At 72.2% G+C, this 13,705-nt stretch carries 12 protein-coding genes; 5 read left to right on the forward strand and 7 right to left on the reverse strand.

Annotation, left to right across the window (positions count from 1 at the left end; all coding sequences use genetic code 11):
- Positions 1-65: 65 nt before the first annotated feature.
- Both ACSU6M_RS30585 and ACSU6M_RS30590 read right to left on the reverse strand, forming a co-directional pair.
- Positions 66-1,661: a glycosyltransferase family 39 protein gene (locus ACSU6M_RS30585; protein ID WP_437074072.1), complete on the reverse strand. Its 1,596-nt coding sequence runs from the start codon at positions 1,659-1,661 to the stop codon at positions 66-68.
- A gap of 126 nt (positions 1,662-1,787) precedes the next feature.
- Positions 1,788-2,441, reverse strand: coding sequence for a nucleoside/nucleotide kinase family protein (locus ACSU6M_RS30590; protein ID WP_437074074.1), 654 nt, complete (start codon positions 2,439-2,441; stop codon positions 1,788-1,790).
- 112 nt (positions 2,442-2,553) lie between these two features.
- On the opposite strand from ACSU6M_RS30590, the gene ACSU6M_RS30595 reads away from it, so the two are divergent.
- The 5 genes from ACSU6M_RS30595 to prcB all read left to right on the forward strand — a co-directional run bounded on the left by ACSU6M_RS30595 (position 2,554) and on the right by prcB (position 9,213).
- Positions 2,554-3,294: an HAD family hydrolase gene (locus ACSU6M_RS30595; RefSeq protein ID WP_437074076.1), complete on the forward strand. Its 741-nt coding sequence runs from the start codon at positions 2,554-2,556 to the stop codon at positions 3,292-3,294.
- Positions 3,291-5,633 carry a glycoside hydrolase family 65 protein gene (locus tag ACSU6M_RS30600; protein WP_437074078.1) on the forward strand — a complete coding sequence of 781 codons (2,343 nt, stop codon included), beginning with the start codon at positions 3,291-3,293 and terminating at the stop codon, positions 5,631-5,633. Before ACSU6M_RS30595 ends, ACSU6M_RS30600 begins: the two co-directional genes overlap by 4 nt.
- A 188-nt stretch (positions 5,634-5,821) precedes the next feature.
- On the forward strand, positions 5,822-7,282 hold the full coding sequence (locus ACSU6M_RS30605; RefSeq protein ID WP_437074080.1) for a hypothetical protein: 1,461 nt from the start codon (positions 5,822-5,824) through the stop codon (positions 7,280-7,282).
- Between the two features lie 52 nt (positions 7,283-7,334).
- Positions 7,335-8,282, forward strand: a complete 948-nt coding sequence (locus tag ACSU6M_RS30610) for a lysylphosphatidylglycerol synthase domain-containing protein (RefSeq protein ID WP_437074082.1) — start codon at positions 7,335-7,337, stop codon at positions 8,280-8,282.
- A gap of 73 nt (positions 8,283-8,355) precedes the next feature.
- The gene (gene prcB / locus ACSU6M_RS30615; RefSeq protein WP_437074083.1) at positions 8,356-9,213 is read left to right on the forward strand and encodes a proteasome subunit beta; all 858 of its coding nucleotides are present in this window, start codon (positions 8,356-8,358) and stop codon (positions 9,211-9,213) included.
- Between the two features lie 24 nt (positions 9,214-9,237).
- Here the strand turns inward: prcB and ACSU6M_RS30620 are convergent, their stop codons facing one another.
- Genes ACSU6M_RS30620 through ACSU6M_RS30640 form a run of 5 tightly spaced genes read right to left on the reverse strand, consistent with a single transcriptional unit; the run spans position 9,238 to position 13,666 of the window.
- Positions 9,238-10,419, reverse strand: a complete 1,182-nt coding sequence (locus ACSU6M_RS30620) for a NosD domain-containing protein (RefSeq protein ID WP_437074085.1) — start codon at positions 10,417-10,419, stop codon at positions 9,238-9,240.
- Between the two features lie 25 nt (positions 10,420-10,444).
- Complete coding sequence (locus ACSU6M_RS30625) at positions 10,445-10,618, reverse strand: hypothetical protein (RefSeq protein ID WP_437074086.1); 174 nt, start codon at positions 10,616-10,618, stop codon at positions 10,445-10,447.
- A 24-nt stretch (positions 10,619-10,642) separates the two neighbouring features.
- Positions 10,643-11,464 carry a carbohydrate ABC transporter permease gene (locus tag ACSU6M_RS30630; protein ID WP_437074088.1) on the reverse strand — a complete coding sequence of 274 codons (822 nt, stop codon included), beginning with the start codon at positions 11,462-11,464 and terminating at the stop codon, positions 10,643-10,645.
- Complete coding sequence (locus ACSU6M_RS30635) at positions 11,461-12,336, reverse strand: carbohydrate ABC transporter permease (RefSeq protein ID WP_437074089.1); 876 nt, start codon at positions 12,334-12,336, stop codon at positions 11,461-11,463. Before ACSU6M_RS30635 ends, ACSU6M_RS30630 begins: the two co-directional genes overlap by 4 nt.
- A 13-nt stretch (positions 12,337-12,349) precedes the next feature.
- Positions 12,350-13,666 carry an ABC transporter substrate-binding protein gene (locus ACSU6M_RS30640; protein ID WP_437074091.1) on the reverse strand — a complete coding sequence of 439 codons (1,317 nt, stop codon included), beginning with the start codon at positions 13,664-13,666 and terminating at the stop codon, positions 12,350-12,352.
- Between the last annotated feature and the right edge of the window lie 39 nt (positions 13,667-13,705).

Consider the following 13,705-nt stretch of genomic DNA (forward strand, 5'->3'; position numbering starts at 1 on the left):
TTGTTGCCCACGGACGTTCAACATAGCTCACCGACCGCGCTGACCAGGGTCGCAGAGGGTGATCTTCAACGCCTGTAGACGGTGATGGAGTGGCCCACGTCCTCCACCGCCCGGCTGCCCGCGAGCAGCTCGGCCAGTCGCCCCGTCGCCTTGGCGGCCGCCGAGTCGGAGACCACCAGCAGACCGCGCACCCGGTCCACGGGCACCCGGCGCGGATCGTCCGCCTCGATGCCGTAGTACGCGGGCACACCGCTGCCCTTGTACACCAGCCACACCCGCTGCCCGGGCCAGCGGGTCCGCAGCCGCTCCGCGAGCCGCCCCAGGTCCTGGCCCCAGTCGACATTGGAGTCGTGCAGCCGGTACCGGGTGGCCGCCGGGCCGCCGAACGCCTCGTTGGAGTACGGCAGATAGAAGGGGTACGCCCGCACCGAGCTGACCGCCACGCACACCGCGAGCCCCGCGGCTGCGGCGGGCGCCCACCGCCACCGCGCCGCGAGCACCCCGGCCGCGGCCACCCCGAGGAACAGCGGCAGGAACACCGCGTACCGCGTCCCGAAGTCCCGCGAGCCCTGCATCGCCGCCACCAGCAGCACCGCGGCGGGCAGCAGCACATAGGGCGCGGCCGGCCGCAACCGCCGCAGCGACATCAGCGCCACCGCACCGGCCGCCCACAGCACCAGCATGCCCAGCGGGGTCTTCACCAGCAGCGCGGCCGGCAGGTAGTACCACAGCGACCCGGTGTAGAGCCGGCCGAACAGAAAACCCTGCCAGGGCCGGTTCTCCAGCGCGAACTGCAGCCGCATCCCGTCCCGGAACGGCTCCGGCAGCGGCAGCAGCCCGACCAGGAGGCCACGCAGCCCGCGGACGTCGGGCACCTGACCCGGCGTCCACCGCAGCCGCGGATCCACCACCAGATACACCGCCCATACGACGGCCAGGGCGGCCAGCGCCACAACCCCCGCGCCCGCCACCGCCCTTGCCCGCGCGCCCGGCCGCGCGGACTGCACCGACACCACGGCCAGCGCCATCAGCACCGGCACCGCCACGAGCGCGTTCATCCGGGTGGCCACCGCCGCGCCGAGCGCCGCCCCCGCCAGCGGCAGATACAGCTCGGGCCTGCGGCGCGCCCGCCAGGCCAGCCAGGCCGACGTCAGCAGGAACCCGGCCGCGGGCACGTCCAGCGTGGCCAGCGAGCCGTGGGCGATGACATCGGGGGAGAAGGCGTACAGCGCGAGCGCCGTCAACGCCCCCGCCGAGCCCGTGAGTTCCCGCGCGAAGGCGAACACCACCAGTCCGAACAGCAGCGTCAGCGCGATCACCGGCAGCCGGGCGTACAGCATCACCCGCCAGGGATCGTTGCCCGACTCGTACAGCAGCCGCCGCCCCAGCAGACCCTGGTCCGCCGGCAGCGGCGGGTGCAGCTGCGGCCGGGCGAAGGCGACACCGGCACCGATCAGCAGCTTGCCCAGCGGCGGGTGTTCGGGGTTGTAGCGCAGGGTGTGCTCGCGCCACTGGACCACGGCGGTGCCCACGTACACCGGTTCGTCGATCGTGGGTGTCTGCCGCTGGGCCGCGGTCACCATGGCGACGGCCATCTGTGCCAGCAGCAGCACGACGGCGGCGCCCACCGCCCACCGCCCGAGAACCGTCCGCCGTGCCATGCCCCCACCTTCGCACCGGCCGCCGCTCGCGGCCGGCAACCGCCGGATGCGTGTACGGCCCGTGGCGGCGGCCCGTTCAGCCGGGGGTGTCTCGCGGACCAGGGCGGCACGAGTGGCGAGACACCCCTAGGGTGCCGGCATCGCCGTCACCGGCACCACCAGATCCGCCCGGTGCCGGGTGGTGGCGATCAGGTCGGCGTTGCGCTGGTCGGTGCCCAGCACCCATGCCACCGCCTCCTCGTGGGCCTTGCCGAACTCCTCGTGCCGGGCGACGAGACGGCCGATCCGCTCACTCTCCCGCGACTCGCAGAACCACACCTCGTCCAGCTGCCCCCGCACCCGCGCCCAGGCGCCCGTCTCCAGCAGCAGATAGTTGCCCTCCGTCACCACCAGCCGCACCGACGGCTCCACCGGCACCGCGCCCGCCAGCGGCTGCTCCAGCACCCGCTCGAAACCCGGCGCGTACACGGTGTGCGGACCGCCCGCCTCCTCCCGCAGCCTGCGCAGCAGCGCCGCGTACCCGGCCGCGTCGAAGGTGTCCTCGGCGCCCTTGCGGTCCCGCCGGCCCAACCGCTCCAGTTCCGTGTCCGCCAGATGGAACCCGTCCATCGGCACATGCGCCGCCCACGGCTCACCACCGGCGTTCAGCGCCCGCACCAGATGCCCGGCCAGCGTCGTCTTCCCCGCGCCCGGGGCGCCCGCGATACCGAGCAGGACCCGGCGCCGGCCGTCGGCGAGGGCGCGGGCACGGGCGAGCAGGTCGTCGAAGGTCACAGCCACGGCAGGAGTGTGCCATCAGGGCGGGCCCGCCGAGCCGGGCATGTCCGGAAGCACACCCCGTGTGACGCATGTCGGCCACTGGACGCCGCCGAGGCGGGTAACCATGACCACCATGACGGATCTCGGTCTGCCCGAAGGAATCCTGGCCTGCCTGTTCGACCTGGACGGGGTCGTCACCAAGACGGCCGTGGTGCACGCGGCGGCCTGGAAGGAGATGTTCGACGCGTTCCTGCGCGAACGCGAGGGCCCGCACTTCCGGCCGTTCGACGCCGCCGCCGAGTACGACGAGTACGTCGACGGCCGCCCCCGCGCCGACGGGGTGCGCACCTTCCTCGCCGCGCGCGGCATCGAACTGCCCGAGGGCGGCCCCGACGACCCACCGGACGCGGCGACCGTGCACGGCCTCGGCAACCGCAAGAACGCCCTGCTCCTGGAGAAGATCCGCACCGGTGGCGTCGAGGCGTACGACGGCACCCTGCGCTATCTGGAGGCCGTCCGCGCCCAGGGCCTGCGCACCGCGATCGTCTCCTCCAGCGCCAACTGCCGTGACGTACTGCGGGCGATCGACGCCGAGCACCTGTTCGACGTACGCGTCGACGGAGTGGTGGCCGCCGAGCGCGGACTGCCCGGCAAGCCCCGCCCCGACACCTTCCTGGCCGCCGCCCGCGACCTGGGGGTGCGGGCCGAGCAGGCGGCCGTGTTCGAGGACGCGCTGGCCGGCATGGACGCCGGCCGCTCCGGCGGCTTCGGCTACGTCGTCGGCGTCGACCGCGTCGGACAGACCGACGCCCTCTACGCGCACGGCGCCGACATCGTCGTACGGGACCTGGCCGACCTGGGAGGCGAGGCGTGATCACCCACCGCGGTTACGCCGTCGAGCCCTGGACCGTCCGCGAGACCTCCCTCGGCCTCGACGTCCTCGCCCAGAGCGAGTCCGTGTTCGCCCTGTCCAACGGCCATGTCGGCTGGCGCGGCAACCTCGACGAGGGCGAACCCCACGGCCTGCCCGGCTCCTACCTCAACGGCGTCCACGAGATCCACCCGCTGCCCTACGCGGAGGCCGGCTACGGCTACCCCGAGTCCGGGCAGACCGTCCTCAACGTCACCAACGGCAAGGTGCTGCGCCTCCTCGTCGACGACGAACCCTTCGACCTGCGCTACGGCCGCCTCGTCCGCCACGAGCGCACCCTGGACCTGCGCCGCGGCGTCCTCACCCGTATCTGCGAGTGGACCTCCCCGGCCGGCACCACCGTCCGGGTGCGCTCCACCCGCCTGGTCTCCCTCACCCAGCGCGCGATCGCCGCCGTCGCCTACGAGGTGGAGCCCGTCGACTCCCGCGCCCGGCTGGTGATCCAGTCCGAACTGGTCGCCAACGAGTCGCTGCCCGGCTCGGACGGCGACCCGCGCGCCGCCGTCACCCTGAAGTCGCCGCTGGAGCCCGAGGAGCACCACGCCGAAGGCACCCGGCTGCGCCTGGTGCACCGCACCCACCGCAGCGGTCTGCGGGTCGCCGTCGCCGCCGACCACGTCGTCAGCGGCCCCGAGGGCACCACCGCCGACAGCGAGTCCAACGCCGACGTGGCCCGGCTGACCGTCACCTCGGTGCTCGAAGCCGGCCAGAGCCTGCGCGTGGAGAAGCTCGTCGCGCACGGCTGGTCCGGCACCCGCTCCCGGCCCGCGATGAGCGACCAGGTCGACGCCGCCCTCGCGGCCGCCCGGCACAGCGGATGGGACGGCCTGCTCGACGACCAGCGCGGCTACCTGGACGACTTCTGGGCCCGCGCCGACGTGGAGGTCGACGGCGACGAGGAGATCCAGCAGGCCGTACGCTTCGCGCTCTTCCACGTCCTGCAGGCCGGCGCCCGCGCCGAACAGCGCGCCATCCCCGCCAAGGGCCTGACCGGCTCCGGCTACGACGGGCACGCCTTCTGGGACACCGAGACCTTCGTGCTGCCGCTGCTCACCTACACCTCGCCCGACGCGGTCGCCGAGGCGCTGCGCTGGCGGCAGAGCACCCTGCCCGCCGCCCGCGAACGCGCCGCCCAGCTCGGCCTGCGCGGCGCCGCGTTCCCCTGGCGGACCATCGACGGCTCCGAGGGCTCGGCGTACTGGCCCGCCGGCACCGCCGCCTTCCACGTCAACGCCGACATCGCCGACGCCGTGGTGCGCTATGTCACCGCCACCGGCGACACCGGCTTCGAGCGGGAGACCGGCGTCGAACTGCTCGTGGAGACGGCCCGGCTGTGGCGCTCCCTCGGGCACCACGACCCGCACGGCACCTTCCACATCGACGGCGTCACCGGCCCCGACGAGTACAGCGCGATCGCCGACGACAACACGTACACCAACCTCATGGCGCGCGCGAACCTGCTGGCCGCCGCCGAGGCGGTCGCCCGCCACCCCGAGCGGGCCGCCGCCCTCGGCGTCGACGACGAGGAGTCCGCCGCCTGGCGCGACGCCGCCGAGGGCATGCACATCCCCTACAACCGCGAACTCGGCGTCCACGAACAGCACGCCGGCTTCACCCGCCACCAGCGCTGGGACTTCGAGGGCACCCGCCCCGACCAGTACCCGCTGCTGCTGAACTTCCCCTACTTCGACCTCTACCGCAAACAGGTCGTCAAACAGGCCGACCTGGTCCTGGCGATGTACACCTGCCCCGACCACTTCGACGAGGAGCACATCGCCCGCAACTTCGCCTACTACGAGCCGCTGACCGTACGGGACTCCTCCCTGTCGGCGTGCTGCCAGGCCGTCATCGCCGCCCAGGCCGGACACCTCCGGCTCGCCTACGACTACACGGCCGAGGCCGCGCTGATGGACCTGGCCGACCTGGAGCACAACACCCGCGACGGCCTGCACATCGCGTCGCTGGCCGGCACCTGGATGGCGCTGGTCGCCGGGTTCGGCGGGATGCGCCGGGACGCGGACGGACTGCGGTTCGCGCCCCGGCTGCCCGAGCAGTTCAGCCGGCTGGCCTTCACCCTCCAGCTGCTGGGCCGCCGGCTGCGCGTGGAGATCACCCAGGACAAGGCCACCTACACCCTGCTCTCCGGCCGGCCCCTGCGCATCCGCCACCACGGCGAGACCCTCACCGTCGCCCCGGACGGACCCGCCGTCCGCACGGTCCCCGCCCCGCCCGTACGCCCGGCCCCGCAGCAGCCCCCGCACCGCCGCCCCCACGACCGCTGAACCCCGGCCGACCGGCCCCCGGCGACGCGCCCTCCGGTGCGCGGGGCCCCGGTCCGTCCGGCCCGTCTCAGGCACTTGGCCGTACGGCACTCGGCACGACAGTGGACCGTGGGTTAGTTTGTGCTTGTTTTCCCTGAAAACCGTCAGCAATCCGGCGAGCCGTGTGCGCCGCGGGGAGGGGCAGACCGATGGCCGACAGCGCGAGTGCCACGCGCGCCGGGACACTGCGCCTCGCCAGACCGAGCGCGACCGCCCTGGTCGCGGGAGGTTTCGCCCTCGTCCAACTCCTGCTGATCCCCCCGCGGATGGGCCTCGGCTGGGACGAGATCGTCTACGTCAGCCAGGTCGGCGACCACGCCCCCGCGGCCTTCTTCAGCGCACCGCGCGCCCGCGGCGTCAGCCTCCTCGTGGCGCCGGTCGCCTCCTGGTCGGACTCCACCCCCCTGCTGCGCGTCTACCTCGGGCTCCTCGCCGCCCTCGCCCTCTACCTCGCCCTGCGCGTCTGGCGCGGCCTGTTCCCCGAACGCGTCCTCGCCGCAGCCGGCGCCCTGTTCGCCACCCTCTGGGTCACCGTCTTCTACGGCCCGCAGGCCATGCCCAACTACTGGGTCGCCGTCGGCGCCCTGATCTGCGCCGGCTGTGTACTGCGGGTGCGCGCCGATCCGGCCGACCGGGCCGCCCTGTGGGGCGTCGCGGGCAGTGCCGCGCTGATGGCGCTGATGCGGCCCACGGACGCCGTCCACGTCACCCTGCCGCTGGTCGCCCTCGTCCTCGCCGTACGCCACTGGCGGCTGCTCCTCGCCCTCGCCGGAGGTCTCGCGGCGGGCGCCGCCGAGTGGGTGATCGAGGCGTACGTCAGCTACGGCGGGCTCGCCGAGCGGCTGCACGAGGCATCCCGCATCCAGGGCGGCCTCGGCTGGAACAACGCCGTCGGCGACCAGTTGCGCAGCCTCACCGGACGCACCCTGTGCCGTCCCTGCACCGGCGACCTGCCCAACCCGGCGGTCACCCTGTGGTGGTTCCTGCTGCCGGTGCTGGCCGGGCTCGGCCTGTGGCTGGCCGTCCGCGCCCGGCGCACCGAACGCACCCTCGTCCCGCTGGCCTGCGGCCTCACCGCGGCCTTCCCCTATCTGTTCATGATCGGCTACGCGGCCCCCCGCTTCCTGCTGCCCGCCTACGCCCTGCTCGCGATCCCCGTCGCCGACGCGCTGTGGCACCTGGTGCGCACCCCGGCCGGGACCTGGCGGCCCCGCGCCACGGCCGTCGTCGCCGTGGGACTGGCCGGACACCTGGCCCTCCAGGCCGCCCTCGTCCACCATGTGGCCGACCGCACCGTCGGCGCCCGCGACAACTGGGCCCGCACGGCGGACGAACTGCACCGCCTCGGCGTGCGACCGCCCTGTCTGCTCACCGGGTTCGAGTCCATCCCGCTCGGCTACTACACCGGCTGCTCCTCGGGCAACACCCACGGCCACAACGCCAACACCACCGCGGCGGGCGTCCTGGAGACCACCCGCCGCATGCCCGTCGCCGCGATCAGCCGCGCCGGCAGCACCCCGCCCCGCTACGCCCGCTCCTGGACCCCGCACCGCTTCGCCGGTTTCGACCTGTACGTGGCACCGGCGGTCCGGGAGGGAAAGGGAACATGAGGGGACTGCCGCACACCGCCGCCGCGAGGCCGGTGAAGGAGGGCGCAGCCTGATGACGTCCCAGCAGTACACCGCCGCGGCACCCGTGCGCAGACGCGCCTACTGGCGCACCTTCGCCTCCGTCACGGTCGTGCTGGTCGCCGTCCTCCTCGCCCACCAGCACTGGCCGGTCCTGCGCAGCGGGGCCCTGCGGCTGGCGGTCGCCGACCGGGGGTGGCTGCTGGTGGGGGCGGCGGCGACCGTGCTGACCTGGGTGTGCTCGTCGCTGGCCCAGCAGGGCGCGGTGGCGCGGCCGCTGCCCGCGGGGCGACTGGTGGCCGCGCAGTTCGCCGCGTCGGCCGCCAACCACGTCCTGCCCGCGGGCCTCGGGGCCGGTGCCGTCAACCTGCGCTTCCTGATGCGCTGCGGGCTCACCGCCGCCCGCGCGGCGACCGCCCTCGGGGTCAAGGCCGCCGCCAGCGCCCTGGTGCGCGGCGCCCTGATCGCCGTACTGGCCCTCGCCAGTCCCGGTGTGCTCCAGGTGCCGCGCATGCCTCCGGTGGGCCTGGCCGTACTGCTCGGGCCGGCCGTGGTGGTCGCGCTGCTGCTGGCCAGTCCTCTCGGGCCGCGCTGCCGCCGGGCGCTGGCGGCGGTGCGCGCGGACATCCGTGAGGTGCATGCCCGGCCGTCGCGGGCGGCCGCGCTGTGGGGCGGTTCGCTGGCCTTCGCGCTGCTGCACGCGGGTGTGTTGATCGCCGTCACCCAGGCGGTGGCCCTGCCGCTGGCCCCGGCCGAGGTCGCGCTGCTGTACCTGGCCGCGAGCAGCGCGGCGGCCCTGCTGCCGACGCCCGGCGGACTGGGCTCCCTGGACGCCGCGCTCGCGCTCGCCCTGACCGCCTCGGGGGCGACGGCCGACGCCGCCGCCTCCGCCGTGCTGGGCTACCGGCTGCTGACCGTGTGGCTGCCTCTGGTGCCGGGCCTGCTGGTGCTGGGGTGGCTGGTGCGGCGCCGGGCGCTGTGAACGGCACCGGGGTTTCCGGGGCGAGGGCCGCAGGTAGGAGTGGGGTGTCGGACGCGGACGAGGGGGGAGTGGCATGGCAGCGCGCAGTGACAGCGAGGGCCGGCTGGGGGAGGAGTTCTTCACGCCGGGCATCTCGTCGTTCACCGAGTTCCTCGGCGCCCACCGGCCCGGACTGCTGCCCACCAGGCCGCCGTTCGCACCCGGTGTGCGTGCCGCGCCGGACAGCTTCCCGCACGGCACCACCGTGCTCGCCCTCACCTACCGCGACGGCGTGCTGATCGCCGGGGACCGCCGGGCCACCATGGGCAACCTCATCGCCCAGCGTGACCTGGAGAAGGTGCACCCGGCCGACGACCACACCGCGGTCGCCTTCGCGGGCACGGTCGGGCTCGCGGTGGACATGGTCGAGCTGTACCAGGTCGAGCTGTACCACTTCGAGAAGATCGAGGGCACGCCGATGACGCTGAACGCCAAGGCGTCCCGGTTGTCCGGCCTGCTCCGGCAGAACCTCGGCCAGGCCATGCAGGGCCTCGCCGTCGTCCCGCTGCTCGCGGGCTACGATCCGCGGGCCCCCGAGGGGCGGCGCGGCCGTGTCTTCTCCTTCGACATCGCGGGCGGCGCCTACGAGAAGCGGCACTTCCACGCCGAGGGCTCCGGATCGCCGTACGCGCGCGGGGCGTTGAAGAAGCTGTACCGGCCGGACATGGACCGGTCCGAGGCGGCGCTCGCCGCGCTCCAGGCACTGTGGGACGCGGCCGACGACGACTCCGCGACCGGCGGCCCCGACCTCGGCCGGCGGATCTACCCGATCGTCGCCGTCATCACCGAGGACGGCTTCGAGCGGCTCTCGGAGGCGGAGACGGAGGAGCTCAGCCGCGCCATGGTCGCGCAGCGCGGCATCCGCCCGGACGGGCCGGACGCCACCCCGTGACGGGGGTGGCGTCCGGCCGCCGGGTCAGGGCGTGAACACGGCCGAGTGATGGGTGGTGTAGGCGTCCAGCTGGGAACTGCGGGCGCTGTAGAGCACCTTGGTCGCCGTGGTCGAGGCGTCCAGGACGACCTTGACGCCCAGGTTGGCGACGATGTTGTTGGTGGCCAGGTAGTTGGCGTCGCCGCCCTTGACCAGGATGATCGTCGGCGCGGCGCCCGCGGGCCGGATGTTCGCGGCGTCGACCTGGAAGGAGAACTGGTTGGCGACCACGGCGTTGTCGCTGCCGTCGATGTGCACCAGCCCGAACAGATCGTCGTAGCGCGTGCTGGTGCCGTCGCCGTACACCCGGCGGAAGTGGTTGCCGCTGATCAGGCTGCCCGAACTGCCGCCGGTCAGGGCGATCATGCCGGGGAAGTTGCTCAGCAGCTTGTTGGACGTGATCGTCGAGCGATGGCTGTTGACCAGGGTGATGTTGCAGGCCCACAGCACACTGTTGCCGGTGATCAGGATGCCCTCGGCGTTCTCCGCGAACACCGAGTGACCCGCCCAGGCGCTGATCAGGAAGTTGTTGGTGATCTTGGCGACCTGGGAGGCGCCGGTCAGCGAGATGCAACTGCCGCACTCGGCGACGAAGTTGTTCGTGAACGTCGGCGCGTCCGCGCCCTTCACGATCATCGCGTGCTCCAGGTACACGAACCCCATTCCCTCGAACCGCAGCGCGTCGTTGTCCGACTGCACCGAGATGCCGATCTTGGAGTTGCCGGGTGTGTACGGCTTCGACGAGGAGACGCCGTCGATGCAGAAGTCCTGGAAGACGATGGAGTTCAGCCGCCCGACCGTGGCCGGCGCGCCCGCGCGCTGCACCAGGAACGCCTCCCGGTGCCCGTCGGTGTTCTTCACCCGGACATGACTGGCGCCGGGCTGCACCTCCACCCACGAGCCGGTGGACGACTCGTCGCGGATCGCGTTGGACAGGAAGCCGTGCCCGGAGCCCTTGATCTGGAGGAAGCCGACGTCGATCACGACCCGGGTGAGCAGGTCGTAGTGGCCCGGCGGGATGTAGATGACCGCGCCCGGTCTGGTGTTCTGGGTGGTCTGCTTCGCCTTGATGTCGGCGATGATCTCGTTGATGACCCTGCCGATGTCGGTGTACGGGGAGACCGACGCTCCCGGCCAGGTGGTGACGTCGTAGACGGTGTCTGCCATGGGGTTCCTTCCGGTGGCGGGCGGGTCAGAGCAGGCCGACGATGGCCTGGTACGACGGGTGGGGAGCGGGCTTCTCACGAAGGGCGGGGAGCGGGCGTTCGGCGGCCTGTGCGGGGCGGCCGAGCAGCGGGCCGGCCAGTGCGGCCAGCGCGGCCGCGCGCAGCACGGTTCTGCGGGCGAGGGGAGGCTCAGCGGGCATGGCTGCTCCTGAGGTGGGCGGGATTCAGCGGACGGCACCGGCGGTCATGCCGGCGATGACCTGCTTCTGGAAGACCGCGTACAGGGCCAGTTGGGGAAGCAGGACGAGGGTGGCGGACGCCATCATGGCGCCGTGGTCGACGCTGTAGATACCCTGGAACTGGGAGACGCCCAGGGAGACGGTGGTCAGCGTCGGGTCGTTGATGAGGGTGACCGCGAAGGGGAACTCGTTCCAGACGTAGACGACATTGAGGATCGCCAGCGTCGCGACCACCGGCCGCATCAGCGGGAACACCACCCGCCACGCCATCCGCCACAGCCCCACCCCGTCCATCACGGCGGCCTGCTCGATCTCCTCGGGGAAGTCCCGCAGGAAGCCGGTCAGCAGCAGGATGTTGAAGGGGATGGTGACCGCGATGTACGGCAGGATCAGCGCGAGATGGGTGCCGAACAGGCCCAGCGCGATGTCGATCCGGTACACCGGGAACAGCAGGACGTAGACGGGGATGGCGAGCCCGGCCAGGAAGTAGTGGCGCAGGGTGGACTGCACCCGCCTGCGGCGCAGCACCATGCGGGTCAGGGCGAAGGCCGCCAGGTACGACACCACCAGTCCGACCGTCACCGACACCACGGCCAGGATCAGCGTGTTCTTGTACATCACCAGCAGGTTCAGCGTCTGAAGCGCCCGCTCGTAGTTGCCGAGGGTGAGATCGCCGAGGGAGAAGGAGCGGTCCAGGATGCGGTCGTTGCTCTGGAAGGACAGCAGCACGATCCACAGCAGCGGGAAGAGGACGACGAAGGTGATCAGATAGGCGGCCGCCGAGGCCACCAGGCGCCGCTTGCTCAACTCGCCCCGCCCTTCCGGCGGTTGCCGAGGAAGGTGGCCGCCGAGGCGAGCGCGCCGACGACGAAGACCACCACCGCGAGCGCCATGCCGTAGCCGTACTGCTGGGTGGTGAAGGTGATGTGGTACATGTAGCTGACCAGGACTTCCGAGAGATGGATCGGGCCGCCGCCGGTCAGCGCGTAGACCAGCTCGAACACCTTGAACACGCCCGTGACGACCAGGGCGGTCACGATGCCGAACGTCTCGCGGAGCATGGGCACCTGGATGTGCCACAGCTGCTGCCACCGGCCGGCGCCGTCGAGACTGGATGCCTCCAGCACATCGCGTGGCAGCATGCGCAGTCCGGCGTAGAAGAGGGTGAGGACGAAGCCGATCTGCTGCCAGAGGTAGACGAAACCGATCGAGTACGGGCTGAGGGTGGGGCCGCCGATCCACTGGGGGTGGGCGGGGACGCCGATCGCCAGCAGGAAGGCGTTGAGCAGGCCGATCTGCGGGTCCAGGATGAAGATCCACACCAGTCCGACCAGGATCGGCGCGACGATCGCCGGCGCGAACACCAGGGCCCGCAGCGCCGCGCTGCCGCGCACCCCGCCGCTGAGCAGCACCGCGAGCAGGAAGCCCAGCGGGATCAGCAGGAACAGGGCGATGCCGAGGATGATCGCGGTGTTGCGCAGGGAGGTCCAGAAGACCGGATCGCCGGCCATGTGGCGGTAGTTGTCCAGGCCGGTGAAGGCGGTGGCGGAGACGCCGTCGTAGTCGGTGAAGCTGTGGTGGAGCGAGTACAGGATCGGGAAGATCATGTACAGGCTGTAGAGGAGCAGGGCCGGCGCGACCAGGAGCGCGAAGCGCCGGCGTGTGGTGAGCCAGTTCATGCCGTCCCGACCGTCACTTGATGGACTTCTGCACGCTGCGCACGGCCTCTTCCGGGCTGAGGCTGCCGCTCATCACGCCGTAGAAGCTGTCGTACATGGCGCTGGCGGTGGCCGCCGGGACCACCAGGTCGGGCTGGGCCGCGGGGCTCTTCCAGCCGGGCTTGGACGCCTCGGCGAGGACGGCGGCGAAGACCGGGTGCTGCTTGGGATCGACCTGGGGCTCGTACGTGGTCACCGGTGGCTGGGCGTTGTCGACGAGGATCTTCTGGCCCTCGTCGCTGTAGTAGAACTGCACGAACGCCTTCACCGCCGCGTACTTCTTCTCGTCCCCCTTCACCTTCGCGCTGACCACGAAGGGCGCGGACGGCACGTTCATCACGATCTGCTGGTCGCCCACCCCGTCGTCGAAGACCGGGCCCGCCCAGAAGCCGGTGGTGTCGCCGACCTCGCTCTTCTCGATCTTGGCGGCCTCCCACACTCCGGCGTCCAGGAAGGCCGCCTTGCCGGCGGTGTAGGAGGCCACGGCCTGGGCGTAGGTCTGGGTCGTCATGTTCTCGGGGAACGCGCCGGCCTCGGCGAGTTCGCGCACATGCCGGTACAGGCGCAGGAAGTCGGGGTTGTCGTAGCTCGCGTTGCCCGCGAGGATCGCCGGGTACTTCTGCTCGTAGCCGAAGCGGTTCAGCATCGCCAGGAACGCCCAGACGCTGAACGCCGAGCTGTTGGCGCCCTGGGCGATGGGGACCACGCCCGCGGCCCTCAGCTTCTTCACGGCGGCGAGGAGTTCGTCGAAGGTGCGCGGCGGCTGGATGCCGTGCTCGTCGAGGATCGCCTCGTTGTAGTAGAAGCCGGTGATCAGGGCCTGGTAGGGGACGCCGTACTGGATGCCGTCCGGGCTGCGGAAGGCGGCCAGCATGCTCAGGGCGAACTTCGCCTCCAGGTTGTCCTCCCGCAGGATCGGGGAGAGGTCCAGCAGGTCGCCGTCCTCGACCATCGTCCTCGCCAGCGAGTCGTACACCCAGAAGATCTCCGGCAGGGTGTCGCTCTGCGCGGCGATCGTCATGCGCTGGGCGTGCTGTTCGACGGGCTGTCCCTCCAGCCGGATCTTCATGTCCGGGTGACGGGAGTTGAACTCCTCGACGATGCTCCAGGTCGCGGGGTCCTGCGTCTTGCTGTCGGGGTTGTGCATGGACAGCGTGATCACGCCGTCCAAGGAGGCGGTGCCGCCGGTGTTCGTCGCCGAGCCGCAGGCCGTGGCCAGCAGCGCGGTCGCCGTGGCGAGGATCAGGAGGCGGCGGGGGACGGGGGGTTTTCCGGCAGGGGAGGTCGCCATGGTGCTGTGCCTTCCGGGAGGGATGTGCACCGGCGTGGG

Source organism: Streptomyces sp. enrichment culture (assembly GCF_964272895.1).
In the GTDB taxonomy this organism is placed as follows: Bacteria; Actinomycetota; Actinomycetes; order Streptomycetales; family Streptomycetaceae; genus Streptomyces.